This window comes from Pseudomonas sp. Snoq117.2 (assembly GCF_900110545.1).
In the GTDB taxonomy this organism is placed as follows: Bacteria; Pseudomonadota; Gammaproteobacteria; order Pseudomonadales; family Pseudomonadaceae; genus Chryseomonas; species Chryseomonas benzopyrenica.
Genome location: NZ_FOED01000001.1, coordinates 551,496 through 567,690, shown reverse-complemented (window position 1 = coordinate 567,690; position 16,195 = coordinate 551,496). Strand labels below are relative to the sequence as shown.

General features: G+C 63.3%; 16 protein-coding genes and 1 tRNA gene. 9 read left to right on the top strand and 8 right to left on the bottom strand.

The genetic code is table 11. The features are described 5' to 3' along the window. The 6 genes from BMZ43_RS02860 to BMZ43_RS02835 all read right to left on the bottom strand — a co-directional run bounded on the left by BMZ43_RS02860 (position 1) and on the right by BMZ43_RS02835 (position 7,254). Positions 1-1,017, bottom strand: a complete 1,017-nt coding sequence (locus BMZ43_RS02860) for an ABC transporter permease (protein WP_068385385.1) — start codon at positions 1,015-1,017, stop codon at positions 1-3. A gap of 48 nt (positions 1,018-1,065) precedes the next feature. Beyond that, the gene (locus BMZ43_RS02855; protein ID WP_093249611.1) at positions 1,066-2,631 is read right to left on the bottom strand and encodes an ABC transporter substrate-binding protein; all 1,566 of its coding nucleotides are present in this window, start codon (positions 2,629-2,631) and stop codon (positions 1,066-1,068) included. A 106-nt stretch (positions 2,632-2,737) separates the two neighbouring features. Next, complete coding sequence (ddpX, locus tag BMZ43_RS02850; RefSeq protein ID WP_017638846.1) at positions 2,738-3,313, bottom strand: D-alanyl-D-alanine dipeptidase; 576 nt, start codon at positions 3,311-3,313, stop codon at positions 2,738-2,740. Positions 3,314-3,354: 41 nt separating this feature from the next. Beyond that, positions 3,355-4,206 (bottom strand): MurR/RpiR family transcriptional regulator, encoded by an 852-nt coding sequence (locus tag BMZ43_RS02845; RefSeq protein ID WP_017638845.1) that lies wholly within the window; start codon positions 4,204-4,206, stop codon positions 3,355-3,357. A 217-nt stretch (positions 4,207-4,423) separates the two neighbouring features. After that, a complete protein-coding gene (locus BMZ43_RS02840) occupies positions 4,424-5,179 on the bottom strand; it encodes an SRPBCC family protein (protein WP_093249606.1) in 756 nt (251 codons plus the stop codon). Between the two features lie 53 nt (positions 5,180-5,232). Beyond that, the gene (locus BMZ43_RS02835; RefSeq protein ID WP_093249602.1) at positions 5,233-7,254 is read right to left on the bottom strand and encodes a S9 family peptidase; all 2,022 of its coding nucleotides are present in this window, start codon (positions 7,252-7,254) and stop codon (positions 5,233-5,235) included. 89 nt (positions 7,255-7,343) lie between these two features. Here BMZ43_RS02835 and BMZ43_RS02830 point away from each other — a divergent pair, with 89 nt between their 5' ends. The 4 genes from BMZ43_RS02830 to BMZ43_RS02815 all read left to right on the top strand — a co-directional run bounded on the left by BMZ43_RS02830 (position 7,344) and on the right by BMZ43_RS02815 (position 9,385). Further along, the gene (locus BMZ43_RS02830; RefSeq protein ID WP_068385404.1) at positions 7,344-7,817 is read left to right on the top strand and encodes an MFS transporter; all 474 of its coding nucleotides are present in this window, start codon (positions 7,344-7,346) and stop codon (positions 7,815-7,817) included. A gap of 98 nt (positions 7,818-7,915) precedes the next feature. After that, positions 7,916-8,689, top strand: coding sequence for a class II glutamine amidotransferase (locus BMZ43_RS02825; protein ID WP_017638841.1), 774 nt, complete (start codon positions 7,916-7,918; stop codon positions 8,687-8,689). Between the two features lie 18 nt (positions 8,690-8,707). Continuing rightward, on the top strand, positions 8,708-9,220 hold the full coding sequence (locus BMZ43_RS02820; RefSeq protein WP_068385407.1) for a DUF2937 family protein: 513 nt from the start codon (positions 8,708-8,710) through the stop codon (positions 9,218-9,220). An 88-nt stretch (positions 9,221-9,308) separates the two neighbouring features. After that, a tRNA-Val gene (locus BMZ43_RS02815) sits at positions 9,309-9,385 on the top strand. A 343-nt stretch (positions 9,386-9,728) separates the two neighbouring features. Here the strand turns inward: BMZ43_RS02815 and BMZ43_RS02810 are convergent. Then, positions 9,729-10,898, bottom strand: a complete 1,170-nt coding sequence (locus BMZ43_RS02810; protein WP_064306608.1) for an MFS transporter — start codon at positions 10,896-10,898, stop codon at positions 9,729-9,731. A 564-nt stretch (positions 10,899-11,462) separates the two neighbouring features. After that, complete coding sequence (locus tag BMZ43_RS02805) at positions 11,463-12,140, bottom strand: YfdX family protein (RefSeq protein WP_177344761.1); 678 nt, start codon at positions 12,138-12,140, stop codon at positions 11,463-11,465. A gap of 431 nt (positions 12,141-12,571) precedes the next feature. Between BMZ43_RS02805 and BMZ43_RS02800 the strand changes: the two genes are divergently transcribed. The 5 genes from BMZ43_RS02800 to rplT all read left to right on the top strand — a co-directional run bounded on the left by BMZ43_RS02800 (position 12,572) and on the right by rplT (position 16,182). After that, complete coding sequence (locus BMZ43_RS02800; protein ID WP_177323646.1) at positions 12,572-12,856, top strand: hypothetical protein; 285 nt, start codon at positions 12,572-12,574, stop codon at positions 12,854-12,856. A 206-nt stretch (positions 12,857-13,062) separates the two neighbouring features. Next, positions 13,063-14,985, top strand: coding sequence for a threonine--tRNA ligase (gene thrS, locus BMZ43_RS02795; protein ID WP_017638836.1), 1,923 nt, complete (start codon positions 13,063-13,065; stop codon positions 14,983-14,985). Positions 14,986-15,005: 20 nt separating this feature from the next. Beyond that, a complete protein-coding gene (infC, locus tag BMZ43_RS02790) occupies positions 15,006-15,539 on the top strand; it encodes a translation initiation factor IF-3 (protein ID WP_017638835.1) in 534 nt (177 codons plus the stop codon). Positions 15,540-15,600: 61 nt separating this feature from the next. Next, entirely contained in the window at positions 15,601-15,795 is a 195-nt protein-coding gene (gene rpmI / locus BMZ43_RS02785) for a 50S ribosomal protein L35 (protein WP_007159200.1), read from the top strand. 30 nt (positions 15,796-15,825) lie between these two features. Further along, positions 15,826-16,182, top strand: coding sequence for a 50S ribosomal protein L20 (gene rplT, locus BMZ43_RS02780; protein ID WP_007159199.1), 357 nt, complete (start codon positions 15,826-15,828; stop codon positions 16,180-16,182). Positions 16,183-16,195: the final 13 nt, after the last annotated feature.

Below are 16,195 nucleotides of genomic sequence, written 5' to 3'. Positions count from 1 at the left end.
CTAGTTCACCTTGCCGATGCGGGGATCGACCAGCCGGTAGAGCAGGTCGATGAAGCGGTTGAGCAGGACGTAGATGAAGGACACCACGATGGCGAAGCCCATGACCGCCGGGAAATCCAGCGCCTGGATCGACTTGACCACATAGGCGCCCATGCCCGGCCAGGCGAACACGGTCTCGGTGAGCACTGCCCCATAGAGCAGGTCGCCCAGGGCCAGGCCGATTACCGTGATGGAGGGAATCAGCGCGTTGGGCAGCGCGTGGCGCAGCACCACGGTGGTCTGCGACAGGCCATAGGCGCGGGCGGTGCGGATATAGTCCTCGCCCAGCTGTTCGAGCATGGCGCCGCGGATCTGCCGGGTGATGACGCCGAGATTGACGAAGGCTAGGGTCACCGCCGGCAGCAACAGGTGTCTGGCCGCACTGACGAAGCCGGTGAGATCGCCCGCCAGCAGAGTATCGATCAGGTAGAAGCCGGTCACCGTCGGCGGTGGCGTCAGCCCCTGGTCCAGCCGCCCGCCGCCCGGCAGCCAGCCGAGATGCCCGTAGAACAGCACGATCAGCCCCAGGCCCAGCCAGAAGGCCGGGGTGGAGATGCCGGCCACCGCCAGGGTGCGGCTGATGTGATCGATCCAGCGGTTGTTGTAGACCGCCGAGAGCACGCCCAGGGGTACGCCAATGAGGATCGACAGCAGCAGCGCCGCCAGGGCCAGCTCCAGGGTGGCCGGAAAGAACAGCTGGAGGTCTTCCAACACCGGGCGATGGGTGCGGATCGACTGGCCCAGATCGCCCTGCAGCAGGTCCCCCATGTAGCGGAAGTATTGCTGGTAGAGCGGCAGGTCCAGACCTAGCTGCTGACGGATACCGGCGACGATTTCATCGCTGGCACGCTCGCCGGCGATCAGCCGCGCCGGATCGCCCGGGATCAGGTGGGAGATGACGAAGGTAATCAGGGATACCCCGATCACCACGATGAGGATATCGGTCAGCTGCTTGCGCAGCAGATGGAAGAAGGCCATGGCATACCTCGCGAGGCGGGTGCCGGAGCGCGCCGGCACCCGTCGCCCTTACTTGGACATCGCAGCGAAATTGAAGACCTGCTCGAGCATGGGGTTGAACACGTACCCCTTGACCGCGGCGCGCATCGGCACCGTGTAGGCCTTCTGGTAGAGGTAGGCGTAGGCGGCGTCGCCCACCACGATCTTCTGGGCCTCCTGGTACAGCGCCTTGCGCTGAGCCACGTCACTGACGCTGGCGGCGTCGCGTAGCAGCTGATCCACCTTGGGATTGCTGTAGAAGGCGCGGTTGCCCGCCAGTCCCGCATTGGTGCTGTCGAACCAGAAGTTCATGAACATGTAGGGGTCGGCGAAGTCCGGACTCCAGTTGCCGATGGCGACGTCGAAGTCGCCCTTGCCCAGGCGTTCGCGGAAGGTGGCGTTGGCCAGCTTCTCCATCTTCAGGTTGACGCCAAGGGTGCCCAGGCCCGCCTGCAGGGTCAGGCCGATGGGCTCCCAGGCCGGATCCTTGTCCGAGTAGAGGAATTGCAGCTCCCGCATCTTGGGCGCCTTGCCCAGGGCGGTCTGGGCGGCTTCCAGGTCCTGCTTGGGCATTGGCAGACTCGGATCATGCCCCCACATGCCGTCCGGGATCGGGCCGTTCATGAGCTTGGCCTTGCCCATGGCGATGCCTTCGACGATGCCCTGGTAGTCGAGGGAGTCGACCACGGCCTTGCGCGCGTTGACGTCGTTCAGGGGTGCGCGCCTGTTGTTGAGGTAGAGGTAGGTCACCCGCAGCGAGGGGTAGGCGGTGGTGACGAAGCCGGACTTCTGCGCCAGCGCCTTGACCTGGTCTTCGGGCAGGTCCTCGATGATGTCCAGATCGCCCTGTTCCAGTTGCAGGCGCCGTACCGAAGGCTCGGCGATGATGCGGATCACCACCTGTTTGAGCGTGGGCGCCTTGCCGGCGTAGTGCGGGTTGGGCTCCAGGGTCAGCGACTGGCCCTTCTGCCAGGCGGCCAGGCGATAGGCGCCGGAGCCGGCGGTATGGCCGGCCAGCCAGGCGTCCACGTCCTTGCCGTGGGTGCTGGCCACCTTGGGGTTGATCACGCTGGCGCCGTCGTGGGCCAGGGCGAAGAGGAAGGGCGCGAAGGGCTTCTGCAGGGTGAATCTGATCGTCTGCGGATCCACCACGGTCACCGCCATGTCCGCCGGGAAGATGCTGGACGGGCCCTGCTTGAGCTTCATCAGGCGCTCGACCGAGAACTTGACCGCCTCGGCGGTGACCTCGCTGCCATCGTCGAATTTGTTGCCGGGCTTCAGGGTGAAGGTCCACACCAGGTTGTCGGGGGACACGGTCCAACCGCTGGCCAGGTCGCCCTCGACGTCGGTGCTGCCCTTGCCGTCTTCCACCTTGTAGCGCATCAGGCGCTGGTAGGCCGGATAGGTCACGGTCCAGTCGTTGTTGTCGAAGGTCACGCCCGGATCGACGGTCTGCAGATCTGCAGGCTTACCGATGACCAGGGTGTCGGTCGCGGTGGCGGCGCTGGCCGGTTGCCAGGCGCCGAGGCCCAGCAGGGAAACCAGGGCGAGCACGCGGGACGCCGATGAAACGCAGGTGCGCGAAGACGAGAACATGCCGGTACCTCGGATTGTTTGGGTTTATGGGTGTTTCGGCAGTGGGCAAGGCGGTCGAGCGATGGGCTCGCGGCGCCGGATTCGAATGACCCGGTCGCCGGCAGGATCAGTTCAGCAGGGCGGCGAGCTCCTCCTGGCTGAGATGGTGGTAGTCGATCAGCGCATAACGACGGGCGTCGGGCAGTTCGAAGTGCCACCACTCGCTGGGGATGAAGGTGAAGCCGGCGCTCTGCATGATGCCCAGCAACAGCAGGCGGTTGCGCTGGGCGGCAGCGGGCAGCGCCGGATTGAACAGGTGCGACAGCTCGCGCATGTCGTCGAAGCCGGTACCCATATCCAGCGGTTCACCGGCCTCGTCGAGCAGGGTCACGTCCACGGCCACGCCGCGGCTGTGGTGCGAACCCTGCGCTGGATCGCTCACGTACTGGGCGTCGGGCAGCACCCGCCACAGCAGTTGCTGGGCATAGGGCGGGCGGTAGGCATCCAGCACCTGCAGGCGCAGACCGGCCTGTTGCGCCAGCGCGCTGGCGCGTTGCAGGCGGGCGGCGGCATCCCGGTGCAGCAGGCAGTGGGCGTCCTGGTAGAGCACCTTGCCGGCCAGGTTGTCGGCGGTCGCATAGACCAGGTGGATGTCCACACCATAGTGGTGGGCGTCGATCTCGACGAGTTCCGGATGGTTCACGGTACGGGATGCTTCCTTGGAGTAAAGAGGGGTGCCGGCGCTCATTCGAATTGCCCGAAGCGCTGCTGCAGGGCGCGGTTGCTGGCCAGACGCTGTTCCAAGGCATCGCCCGAGCGATCCGCCACCGCTGACACCAGCAGGTTGAGCAGGCAGGCCAGCGGGGCCAGGGAGTCCCAAAACTGGTCGACTTCCAGGCGCAGTTGCAGCAGGTCGGCGGGGTAATCCCGTGCCCAGGGGCAGTGGTAGTCGGTGATCAGCGCCATGGGCAGCTGGGCATCGCGTGCGGCTTCGCAGAGCTTGCGGGTCACGCTGGAATAGGCGCGAAAGTCGGCCACCACCAGGTAGGGCTGGGCGAAGCCGCTGTTGAAGATGTCGGCGTAGGTGCCCGACAGACCGTCGACGTAGAAGGCCTTGGGGCGGATGTATTCCAGCAGGCTGTGAAAGCTACCCAGGACGCCGCGGGTGGTCTGGATACCGGCGATGAACACGGCGTCCGCACCGGTCAGCTGCTGGACCACCTGTTCGAACACCGGACCGCGGGCCAGCTGGTAGACGTCCTCGATGGCGGCGAGCTCGGCGGCCAGAGAGCGGTCCAGGGCGTCGCTGCGTCCGCTCTGCTGGCGAAAGGCACTGAAGCGATCGGTGATGCGCCAGCCTTCCAGGCCTTCGTTTCTCAAGCTCTGCTTGACGTCGTCGAGATTGCGATAGCCCAGCGAGCGCAGCAGCCGACCCACGGAAATGCCGGTGGTGTTGGTGCGTTGGGCGATGCTGTCGGCGGTCTCGAAGGGCAGCTTCTCCGGATTGGCCAACAGGTAGCCCGCGACGCGTTTGCCGGTGGGCGTAAGGTCGGCGAAGGCGCCTTCAAGGGCTTGGAAGAAGAGTGGCTTGGTCACACCGGATAGCCTGCAATGTTATCGAGTTGTCATTAACTGCTCTGTTGTTCGAAAGCTAACATTGATTTTCCAGGCGTCGCAAGCGGCTGCACGCCGGTTGTCACCGCGGTGTCGCAAAGCGGGGTTTGGGGTCGTTACGAGATAAGCCGGTACAGGCTGAATGGCTTGGGAGGAGGGTGGCGGCGTCCCGAGCGAGACGCCGCGGTACAGCCGAAGATCAGCCCAGCGGCGACTCCATGTGCGAGGTGCGCTCGACGGCGCCATAGCGATCGCCGACGGCGTGAGCCCGTTCCAGCAGCACCTTCAACTCGGCCAGGTCCTGGGCGATGCGGGTGCCAGGGTCGCGGCGCAGCAGGCGGGCGAACAGGTGGCCGAGGCGGCCGGCCGGCGGTTCGTAGGCCATGACGGCCGTCACCTCGGTGCCACCGGGCACATCTTCGAAGCTGACCCAACCCAGGTTGTTCAGACCGGCATAGCCACAGGAGCGCCAGCCAATCAGGCGGCCCGGCACGTCGTCGGTGACTTCGGCATCCCATTCGAAACGGCCCATGGGCGCCTTGACCACCCAGTGGGAATAGCGGTCGTTGAGCACGTCCACGCGTTCGATGTGGCGCATGAAGATCGGCAGATTGGAGAAGTCGCGCCAGAAGCGATAGAGCTCATCGCGGGGACGGGCGATGACGATCCGGCGGGTCTGGGAGGCTGCCGAATGCCAGGCCAGCGAACGGCGGACGTCGCGCTCGAAACGCACCTTGGTCAGGGTGCGCTTGATCGAGCAATGGCCGCGCAGGCCGCGATTCAGCAGCCAGGCGCCGGTGGCGCCGGTCAGCAGGCCGAGCAGACCGCCACGCGCCAGGCCGCGGCTGAGCAGCAAGCCACCGCCGGCCACGGAGGCCAGGCGTTCCACGCCCTGGATGGCAGCGGCTTTGCGAGGCGGGGGAGCGAGAGGGGGAGTGGGGGCATCTAGGTGCATGGCAGATTCTCCTTTAGCTGTGGAAAAGACCTGCCCAGAGCCCCCGCCGTTCCCTAGCCGGTCAGGCCCAGTACCCGGAAGACGAAGGCGTATTCCAGGGCCACGTCGCGCAACGCCTGGTAACGCCCGCTCATGCCGCCGTGTCCGGCACCGAATTCGGTCTTGAGCAGGAGCAGGGGCGCCTGATCGGTCCGCCGCTCGCGCAGCCGCGCCACCCACTTGGCGGCTTCCCAATACTGCACCCGGGTGTCGTGATAGCCCGCCACCGCCAGGATGGCCGGATAGGCCTGGGCCTTGACGTTTTCGTAGGGCGCGTAGCTGGCGATGCGCGCGCGCACCTCGGGCTCGTTCGGATCGCCCCACTCGTCGTACTCGGTCACGGTCAAAGGCAGGTCCGGTTTGAGCATGGTGTTGAGCACGTCGACGAAGGGCACCTCGGCAATGGCCGCGGCATAGAGCTCGGGCCGCTGATTGAGCACGGCGCCGATCAGCAGACCGCCGGCACTGCCGCCGCTGATGACCACCTGTTGCGGCGTCGTCAGGCCCTGTTCCAGCAGATGCTCGGTGCAGGCGATGAAGTCATCGAAGGTGTTCTGCTTGTGTTCCAGCTTGCCGCTGCGATACCAGGCTTCCCCTAGTTCGCCGCCGCCGCGCACATGGGCGATGGCGAAGCGCACGCCACGATCCAGCAGGCTCAGGCGCGCATGGGAGAACCAGGGGTCCAGGCTGTGGCCGTAGGCACCATAGCCATAGAGGTAGAGCGGGGCGCTCTGCGGCAGATCGCGCCGACCGACCAGGCTGATGGGAATGCGCGTGCCGTCCGTGGCGGTGGCCCACAGGCGGCGGCTCTCGTAGGCGTCGGCGTCGAAGGGGCCTTCCACCGGCACCTGCTTGAGCACTCGCTGGGTACCGCTTACCAGGTCCAGTTCGCGGATCTCGGCGGGGCGATTGAGCGCCTCGTAGCGCAGGCGCATGACGGGACTGTCGAATTCCAGTACGTCCATGGCATCGAGGCTGTAGACCTCGTCCGGCAGGTCGACCCGATAGGAGGCCTGACCATAGGGGCGAACCTCCAGGATCGGCAACCCGGCGGTGCGCAGGCTCAAGACCAGCGCCTGGGCGCCGAGGCTGGCGTCCTCCAGCATCACCGCGGGATCGTGAGGTACCAGCAGCTGCCAGTGCGAGCGCGTGGGACTTTCCTCGGCGGCCTGGTAGAGCGCGAAGTTGATGCCGTCCTGGTTGCTGCGGATGTACCAGCCATCGACGCCATGATCGGGGAAATACTCATGACCTTCTTCGCGGGGCGCCAGGCAGACGAAGGCCTCGTCCGGCCGATCCGCGTCCAGCACCCAGGCTTCGCTGGTGGTCTTGCTGTGCGACAAAAGCAGCAGCTTGCGTTCGGAGCTCGAACGATAGCAGCCGAGAAAGAAGCGCCCGTCGGTCTCGTGGAAGACCAGTTGCGGCTCGGCATCGCCCAGGTGGTAGCGATAGAGCTTGTGCGGACGATGGGATTCGTCGCGCTCGCCAAAGAACAGGGTGCGGCTGTCGTTGGCCCAGGTCAGGCTGCCGTCGCACTCCTCGAAGGGCAGTTCGGTCACCAGGCCGGTGGCCAGTTCCTTCACATAGAGCCGGTAGGTCTCGTCACCGACCTGGTCGAGGCTGTAGGCGAGCCGGGTCTGGTCCGGACTGATGGTGAAGCGGCCGACCGAAAGAAAGCCGCCGTCGGCGATGGCATTGCCGTCGAACAGCAATTCTTCGGTCGCCGGATCGGGCGTGAGGTCGCCATTGGCGGGGCGACGGCAGCGATAGTTACGGCCGTATTCGTCACCGGCCTGGGTGCGCTGGTAGTAGAGATAGTCGCCGCGGGGGACGGGCAGCGACAGATCCGTCTCGCGAATGCGCGCGCGGATCTCTTCGAACAGCTGTTCGCGCAGGGCGGCCTCGGGTGCCAGCTCGGCTTCCAGGTAGGCGTTCTCGGCTTCCAGGTGCGCCAGCACCTCGGGGGCGTCGCGGCTCTCCAGCCAGGCGTAGGGATCGTCACCGGGGGCGCGGCGGGCAATGGGGGCTTGGGTCATGCGGGCTCCTTGGGCGCCGCGCAAGAGCACGCGGGCGGGGCAAAACCGCTATCATAGGCTTCTCCTTTCCGCTATCGCCATGGATCGCAATGACCGAGCAAGAGTACCTGATCGCCTGGGCCGTCTACGCCGTCGCCGCGCTGCTGCTGTTGGTGGTGTCTTTCAAGGCCACCGGTTGGCTCTGGCGCTGGTTGCGCGAACCTATCCGCCTGGTGGTGGCCGTGCTGCTGGTGACCCCGGCTCTGGTGGATGCCGAGCATGGCCTCTATGCGCCGGCCATCGCCGTGACGGTGCTGGACCTGGTGTTCAAGGTCGGCAACAGTGCCTGGTCGGCCGTGGCCAATCTGGCGGCGGCTGGCACCATCGGCGTGGTGCTCTACCTGATCTTCGTCCTTTGTCGCTGGCTGTACCGCCGCTCCCATCCGCGTCCTGCGTCGGTCGCCGCGGAAAGCCCTGCGGATGATCCACAGCCGGAATCGCCGACGGCACTGCGCAGCCCGGCAGCACCTGCGGAGCGCCGTGAGCCCCGTGGCCGCAGCGAGCGCGTCGAACCCCGTCTGTAATCCAGGCTTGCGCCTGGGCCGTGACCCCTTCAGCATGACCGCGAAGGGCAGCGGCTGCAGCCGCCGTTGAACCAGGCAGCCACCCCGGAGGGACGGACATGTGCGAATTGCTGGGCATGAGTGCCAACGTGCCCACGGATCTGGTCTTCAGTCTCCAGGGCCTCATGCAGCGCGGCGGTCGTACCGGTCCGCATCGAGACGGCTGGGGCGTGGCCTTCTACGAGGGTAGGGGCCTGCACCTGTTCAAGGATGCCTTGCCGGGCGCCGATTCCGAAGTGGCCAAGCTGGTCCAGGGCTATCCGATCAAGAGCCACACGGTGATCGGCCATATCCGCCACGCCAATGTCGGGGCGGTCAATCTGGCCAACACCCATCCCTTCGTGCGCGAGCTGGGCGGGCGCTATTGGAGCTTTGCCCACAATGGCCAGCTGCAGGATTTTCATCCCGAGCCGCGTTTCTACCGACCGGTAGGCACTACCGACAGCGAGACGGCCTTTTGCAGTCTGCTGGATCAGGTTCGCGAGCGCTTTCCCGAACCCGTCCCGGTGGAGATGCTGCTGCCGCAACTGGTGAACGCCTGCGATGGTTTTCGCAAGAAGGGCGTCTTCAACTGCCTGCTCAGCGATGGCGACTGGCTGTTCAGCTTCTGCACCACCAAGCTGGCCCATATCACCCGCCGTTCCCCCTTCGGTCCGGCCCAGTTGCGTGATGCGGAAGTACGCATCGACTTCAAGGCCGAGACCACGCCCAATGATGTCGTCACCATCATCGCCACCGAGCCGCTGACCTGCGACGAGGTCTGGACCCTGCATCAGCCGGGGGAATGGCATCTCTGGTGGGATGGCGAGATCGTCACCCAGGGTCGCGTCTAGACAGGAACCTACCTCACGATGCTGCGCAGCTATATTCGTCTGCTGTTGTTCACCCTGGCCTTGCTGGTAGGGGTGCAGATCCCCGGTTTCATGCTCGACTACGAGCAGCGCGTGGACGCCCATCGCCTGGAGTCCGATCAGGCCCTGGGCGGCTTCCGGCGGACCGCGCAACAATATTTCGAGGGCAGTCTCGACGGCCTGCTGGCCCACTATCAGACCAGTGAGGATCCGGTTTTTCGCAGCGACGCCGACAGCCTTGGCGTACTGATGCGCCGTAACGCGCTGTTCAACGAAGAATGGCAGGCCTTGCAAGGCCCCTGGTACCAGCGGGCCTGGCACATCCTGGTACGGCCCAACGGCGAGCTGCGTGACGAGACCCTGCGTCAATATCGCTATCAGGTGGTCCTTACCCCCGAAGCCATCGGCTGGGGAATAGGGCTGGGATTGGCGCTGGCGGTGACAGTGGAAACCCTCGCGCTCTGGCTTTCCATCCTGCTCTATCCACGGCGCCCAGCCCGGCGTCTTTCCTAGACCTCAAAAAAATTTCACGTTTTCAGGCGTTTAGCTGAAAAAAGGGCTTGACGCTAAAGTCTCGCGCTGTAGAATGCGCACCCACAGCAGGCACGTAGCTCAGTTGGTTAGAGCACCACCTTGACATGGTGGGGGTCGTTGGTTCGAATCCAATCGTGCCTACCAAACAAAACCCGCACTGCTGGCGGGTAAGAAGAAGGGCGATCCGAAAGGGTCGCCCTTTTTTCGTTTGGGGATGAGATGGGAAGGCGTTCAGCTGTCAGGGCTGCTGATCCGTCCCGGCGGCCTGATACTCAACGACCTGTTCGCCTTGGCCTTCTTGGTGATAGCGAAACCCTGTCGGATCGACATGATCCCCTGGCGTCTGGTGTGTTCCTCTGGGAAGGGGCCTGAGCCGAGAGCCTGGTGCTCGATCCGCATGGAAGAAGGAGCAGTGACCGGCGACTATGCCATTCCGCCGTTGCCAAGGGCTCGATAGCGGCTGCCAGGCTCTGGCGAAGGTGAAGCGCTAGATATTTTGCTGTCTTGCTGTCATCGGCCAGGTGAGCGCAACAAACGCCATCCCGCCCCCCACCAGCACCAGCGCTGCACTCAAACTCCAATGCTGGGCCACGAAACCGATCGCTGCCGGACCGATGAGAATGCCGGCGTAGCCGATGGTGGTGATCGCGGCAATGGCGTGGCTTGGAGGCATCCGGGTCTGCCGCCCTGCGGCACTGAAGAGCACCGGGACGATGTTGGAGGCTCCGAGGCCAACGAGCAGAAAGCCTGCGAAGGCAAAGGGCTGGCTGGGTGCCAGCACCGCCATCAGAAAGCCTGCCGCGGCGAGTAGGCCGCCGCCTACGACCACTTTCAGGCCGCCCAGCGTCTTCACGATCCAATCCCCGGTCAGACGACCAAGGGTCATGGCCAACGCGAATACCGTGTAACCAAAGCCGGCCTGTGCCGGGGCGACGTCATGGGCATCGATCAGGAACAGGGCGCTCCAGTCCAGGATCGCGCCTTCGCCGAGAAAGATCAGAAAACAGAGCAGGCCGATGAAGGCGACGATCCCGCGCGGCAACGTGAACAGCGGAGTATGCCCGGCGTCATGATTGCCGTAGGGCAGCAGACCCTTGATTGAGGCCGCGAGTAGAAGGATCAACAACGCGCTGAACACCAGGGTCGCAACCAGCGGTTGGATTCCAGCCCCCAGCAGAACGCTCATGCCGCCGGCGCCGACGATCCCGCCGACACTGAACAGGCCGTGGAAGCCGGACATCATGTTGCGACCGCTGTCCTTCTCGACCATCACGGCCTGGATGTTGATCGCGACATCCAGGGCGCCAACGCTGGCCCCGAACAGGGCCAGGGCTATGGCCATGCCGAGAAGCGAATCGGCGACGGCAAGCAGCGGCAGCACCAGCGCCAGTGCCACCGAGCTGGTCGCGATCACTGCACGGCATCCGAAGCGGCTGGCGAGGATGCCGACGATGGGCATCGCGACAATGGATCCCAGGCCCAGGCAAAGCAGCAGGAGGCCAAGCGTCGAATCATCGGCGCCGATCCTCGCCTTGGCGACGGGCACCAGGGGTGCCCACGCGGCCATGGCCGAACCCGCAATGAGGAAGCCGGCGCGGGTCGCCCATTGCTCGATCGCTCCCGAAGGCTGTTGGGCGGCGAGTTGCACATGTTGCATTGGAGAGGCTCCGAAATAAGACGGCAGTAGGGGTAATCACACCTCATACCAGTGTTAGCTGATCATGCATGATTAAGCAAGATTACGCACAATCGTGCATTTCAGGACGATATGCGCAGAGCTGGATGGCCATGTTTGATCCGAGCGTTGGCAGCCGCCTGGCGGGGAGGTATCGGCGGGGCTTGGTTGCTCTGCCTGCAGGGAGGTGAAGGCCTGTACGAACTTGTGGGCGAAGTGGAGCTGCAACGCGCCAACAGGCCTGGGTGTCATCTGCACACCGACTGCCTTTCCTGCAGCGGCAGCCCATGTTTGGCGCCTTGAAGTTTTAGGTGCCGGCGGCTGTGGACAGGTCTCGCCAAGGCTTATGCGGGGAGGGGTATGGGTTTGGGATCAGCTGGACCTGGCAAAACGAAATTCCCATCGGTGGCGGGTAATAGAAAGGGCGATCCAAGAGATCGCCCTTTCTATTACCCATGCTGCACGCCGTGATCGAGGCGGACTTGCCCGGCATGGAGTCGTTTAACCGGGCGATCTCGCGATCGCCCTGTTGTCCGCCCCAAGCCATCAGCTGCTCGGGGTAACGGTCTCGGTGAAGGAGCCCGCCGGCTGCAGCCCGTGTTTGTTCGCCGTGAAGTCCAGGGCCGTCGAGGCGTAGCGCACGCCATCCTGAGCCTGCTTGAGCGTCAGGTTGGCTTCATAGAACTTGTCGCTGGCCAGTTGCTTGGCCGCCTGGTCGACGTCCGTCATGGTCTGCTTGAGCGGTGCCAGGGCAATGGCCGCATCGATATCCACATCGGCCAGGCGCAGGGTTTCCGCAGCACCCTTGGCGTCGCCATGTTTGAGTTTGTTATTGGCATCGGCCACTGCCTTAACTTTCTGCGGGCTGGCCATATAGCTGTCCTGCACCACGGTATCGCCCCAGATAGGTAACCAGGAGGTTACGGTGGTACTGGTATCGGCCTTGCCCTGATTATCCTTGACCTGTAATTCACTCGCGGCTTTTTTCAGCGCGGTATTATCCGACTGCGCAAGTTTGAGTGCCTGCTGGGCGTCCTTGACATGGGACACCGCTTGCTTCGTTTGCCCCTGGAAGAGCTCCAGGCGTGCCGCGGAGATGTCGGTGAAGGCCCGTTGCCCCTGGGTGGACAGGGCCTGGAAGCTGCCCAGCTCGTTTGCCGAGGGGGCTTGGTTTGCGGCGATGGCCGCAGACGAGCAGGCGGCTACGATGGCGACGACCAGCATGCTCTTTGCCAGTTTATTCTTGACGTTCATTTGCTGCCTCCAGCGGATATGCAATTGAAGTAAGGCTATCGCTCAGGTACCAGAACCAGGTTCTGCAGTGCCTGGAGTCGATACTCCGCCGTATCGCTTAACACTGGATTAATAAAAGCGGGGCTTTCTTGAATGGCTGCTGAACGAGTTTGCATGGCTAATCTGGGTGATCTTGCTGCGAATTAATCAAGGTGAGTATTTGATCGAGTCCGGCATAAGTTTGTTTTGCGCGGTAAAACTTTTCTTAAGTCCACGTCGGTCTTCCGTGGATCATTCGAATAGGGGTGTGACCGCTTGTCTCGGTCGTGAGGCCCTGGGTTTTCACGTAGACTGACGGACGATTTTTCTTGGGCTTCGTTGCTTCGCCAGGCGCGAGCAGGGCCTGCCACAACGAGGAGCGAATGATGACGCAGGGTGGTGAAGGCCGGCAGATCGGCAAGGGTGGTTGCCTGGGGTTGATCCTGCTGTCGATCCTGTTCGCGGTCGTGGTCTTCGGCTCCATCATCTACGTCTATCGCCACAATGCCACGCCGGTCAGCCGCGCCAACGAGCAGCAGGCCATCGACCAGTGCCTGGCGCGGGCCAATGCCGCGGACACCTCGCCGGCCGATCGCCAGGCGCTGATGGAAAACTGCCAGGAAATGCAGAAGCAGTTCCTCAAGAAGTATCCCAACGTGGCACGTTGAGCGGGCAACCGTCCCTTGCGAGGTTGCGCTAGGTCTCAGTTTCTGAAAGGATTTCCGTCCCAAACTTTCCAGTGATCCTTTCGCGTCGCCCGGAATGCCTTGCGGCCCTGCCACTGTGCGGCGGGATTTCCAGCGGTGCGGCTGCTTACTGGCCAATCCCACCATGTGGCCCTTGGTATGGGTCACCACTGAGTTGAGGAGGCGCCATGCCTGTCATTACTCTCCCCGACGGTAGCCAACGTCCATTCGACAAGCCCGTCACCGTAGCCGAAGTCGCCCAGTCCATTGGTGCCGGTCTTGCCAAGGCCACCATTGCCGGTCGCGTCGACGGCCAGCTGCGCGATGCCAGCGATCTCATCGAGCAGGATGCCAACCTGCAGATCATCACCGCCAAGGACGAGGACGGTCTGGAGATCATCCGCCACTCCTGCGCTCACCTGGTGGGTCATGCGGTCAAGCAGCTGTTCCCGACCGCCAAGATGGTCATTGGCCCGGTGATCGACGAAGGCTTCTACTACGACATCTCCTTCGAGCGTCCCTTTACCCTGGATGACCTCTCGGCCATCGAGACGCGGATGCGCGAGCTGATCGACAAGGACTACGACGTCATCAAGAAGATGACGCCGCGCGCCGAAGTCATCGAGGTGTTCAAGGCCCGGGGTGAGGAGTACAAGCTGCGCCTGATCGACGACATGCCCGAGGAGCAGGCCATGGGCCTGTACTACCACGAGGAATACGTCGACATGTGCCGGGGCCCGCACGTGCCCAACACCCGCTTCCTCAAGGCGTTCAAGCTGACCAAGTTGTCCGGCGCCTACTGGCGTGGCGACGCCAAGAACGAGCAGCTGCAGCGTATCTATGGCACCGCCTGGGCGGACAAGAAGCAGCTGGCGGCCTACATCCAGCGCATCGAGGAAGCCGAGAAACGCGACCATCGCCGCATCGGCAAGCAGCTCGATCTCTTCCACCTGCAGGAAGAAGCGCCCGGCATGGTGTTCTGGCACGCCAATGGCTGGACCGTCTACCAGGTGCTCGAGCAGTACATGCGTAAGGTCCAGCGCGACCACGGCTACCAGGAGATCAAGACGCCCCAGGTGGTCGATCGCATCCTCTGGGAGCGCTCGGGTCACTGGTCCAACTACGCCGAGAACATGTTCACCACGGCGTCGGAAAACCGTGACTTCGCGGTCAAGCCAATGAACTGCCCCTGCCACGTGCAGGTGTTCAACCAGGGTCTGAAGTCCTACCGCGACCTGCCGCTGCGCCTGGCCGAGTTCGGTGCCTGCCACCGCAACGAGCCGTCCGGCGCCCTGCACGGCATCATGCGCGTACGCGGCTTCACCCAGGACGACGCCCACATCTTCTGTACCGAAGAGCAGGTAGAGAAGGAAGCGGCCGACTTCATCAAGCTGACTCTGCAGGTCTATGCCGACTTCGGCTTCACCGACGTGATCATGAAGCTCTCCACCCGACCGGCCAAGCGCGTCGGTTCCGAAGAGCTGTGGGATCGCGCCGAGAAGGCGCTGGCCGATGCCCTGGACGCCTCGGGTCTGGAGTGGGAATACCAGCCGGGCGAGGGCGCCTTCTACGGGCCCAAGATCGAATTCACCCTCAAGGACTGCCTGGGGCGTAACTGGCAGTGTGGTACCCTGCAGTACGATCCCAACCTGCCGGAGCGCCTCGACGCCAGCTACATCTCCGAGGACAACAGTCGTCAGCGCCCGGTGATGCTGCACCGTGCCATCCTCGGTTCCTTCGAGCGCTTCATCGGCATGCTCATCGAGCACTATGCCGGTCTATTCCCGGCCTGGCTTGCTCCGACTCAGGCGGTGGTACTCAATATCACCGACAAACAGGCCGATTTCGCCCAGCAGGTCGTCGGCGAATTGAACGCTGAGGGCTTCCGGGCCAAAGCCGACTTGAGAAACGAGAAGATCGGCTTTAAAATCCGCGAGCATACTTTGCTCAAGGTTCCCTATCTCCTGGTTATTGGAGACCGGGAGGTTGAGACACGATCCGTTGCCGTGCGTACCCGTGAAGGCGTAGATCTGGGCTCCATGCCCGTCGAGCGTTTCCGCGAGCTGCTCACGCAAGCGGTTTCCCGGCGTGGCCGGCAAGATTCGGAGTAATCACTATCAAGCAGCGTGACATGAGACAAGACAAGCGAGCCGCACCCCGGGCACCGATCAACGAAAATATCACCGCCCGGGAAGTTCGCCTTATTGGCGCCGATGGTCAGCAAGTAGGCATCGTCTCCATCCAGGAGGCCCTGCAGGCTGCTGAAGACGCCAAGCTGGATCTGGTGGAAATCACCGCCGACGCCGTACCCCCGGTCTGCCGGATCATGGACTACGGCAAGCACGTCTTCGAGAAGAAGAAGCAAGTCGCGGCGGCGAAGAAGAACCAGAAGCAGGCTCAGGTCAAAGAAATCAAGTTTCGTCCAGGGACGGAAGAAGGGGATTACCAGGTAAAACTACGCAACCTGGTACGTTTCCTAACCGAGGGGGACAAGGCCAAGGTCTCGTTGAGATTCCGCGGCCGGGAGATGGCCCACCAGGAGCTGGGCATGGAGCTGTTGAAGCGGGTCGAAGCAGACCTCGTCGAACACGGCGCCGTTGAGCAGCATCCTAAGATGGAAGGACGTCAACTCATCATGGTCATCGCCCCCAAGAAGAAAAAGTAACTACCAGGGCACTGGCAGGCCTTGCTGTTATGCGTAATCACTCAATGCGGAGTATCCGAACATGCCAAAGATGAAAACCAAAAGCGGCGCTGCGAAGCGCTTCGTGAAAACTGCTGGTGGCATCAAGCACAAGCACGCTTTCAAGAGCCACATTCTGACCAAGATGACCACCAAGCGTAAGCGTCAGCTGCGCGGTACGTCGCTGATGCATGCATCCGACGTCCAAAAGGTCGAGCGCATGCTGCGCCTTCGTTAATCCTGGTCAAGAATTTAAAGGAAGTTACCCATGGCTCGTGTTAAGCGTGGCGTCATCGCTCGTCGCCGTCACAAGAAAATCCTGAAGCTCGCCAAAGGCTACTACGGTGCCCGTTCGCGCGTCTTCCGCGTCGCTAAGCAAGCGGTAATCAAGGCAGGCCAATACGCCTACCGTGACCGCCGCCAGAAGAAGCGTCAGTTCCGCGCTCTGTGGATCGCTCGTATCAACGCTGGTGCTCGTATCAACGGTCTGTCCTACAGCCGTCTGATCGCCGGCCTGAAGAAAGCGGCCATCGAGATCGACCGTAAGGTACTGGCCGATCTGGCCGTGAACGAAAAAGCGGCGTTTGCTGCGATTGTCGAGAAAGCTAAAGCTTCGCTGGCTTAAGCCCCCCGGCAAT

Coding starts and splice junctions, on each gene's coding strand:
- BMZ43_RS02860 (WP_068385385.1), bottom strand. CDS start 1,017: ATGGCCTTCTTCCATCTGCTGCGCAAGCAGCTGACCGATATCCTCATC.
- BMZ43_RS02855 (WP_093249611.1), bottom strand. CDS start 2,631: ATGTTCTCGTCTTCGCGCACCTGCGTTTCATCGGCGTCCCGCGTGCTC.
- BMZ43_RS02840 (WP_093249606.1), bottom strand. CDS start 5,179: ATGCACCTAGATGCCCCCACTCCCCCTCTCGCTCCCCCGCCTCGCAAA.
- BMZ43_RS02835 (WP_093249602.1), bottom strand. CDS start 7,254: ATGACCCAAGCCCCCATTGCCCGCCGCGCCCCCGGTGACGATCCCTAC.
- BMZ43_RS02830 (WP_068385404.1), top strand. CDS start 7,344: ATGACCGAGCAAGAGTACCTGATCGCCTGGGCCGTCTACGCCGTCGCC.
- BMZ43_RS02825 (WP_017638841.1), top strand. CDS start 7,916: ATGTGCGAATTGCTGGGCATGAGTGCCAACGTGCCCACGGATCTGGTC.
- BMZ43_RS02820 (WP_068385407.1), top strand. CDS start 8,708: ATGCTGCGCAGCTATATTCGTCTGCTGTTGTTCACCCTGGCCTTGCTG.
- BMZ43_RS02810 (WP_064306608.1), bottom strand. CDS start 10,898: ATGCAACATGTGCAACTCGCCGCCCAACAGCCTTCGGGAGCGATCGAG.
- BMZ43_RS02805 (WP_177344761.1), bottom strand. CDS start 12,140: ATGCTGGTCGTCGCCATCGTAGCCGCCTGCTCGTCTGCGGCCATCGCC.
- BMZ43_RS02800 (WP_177323646.1), top strand. CDS start 12,572: ATGATGACGCAGGGTGGTGAAGGCCGGCAGATCGGCAAGGGTGGTTGC.
- thrS (WP_017638836.1), top strand. CDS start 13,063: ATGCCTGTCATTACTCTCCCCGACGGTAGCCAACGTCCATTCGACAAG.
- infC (WP_017638835.1), top strand. CDS start 15,006: ATGAGACAAGACAAGCGAGCCGCACCCCGGGCACCGATCAACGAAAAT.
- rpmI (WP_007159200.1), top strand. CDS start 15,601: ATGCCAAAGATGAAAACCAAAAGCGGCGCTGCGAAGCGCTTCGTGAAA.
- rplT (WP_007159199.1), top strand. CDS start 15,826: ATGGCTCGTGTTAAGCGTGGCGTCATCGCTCGTCGCCGTCACAAGAAA.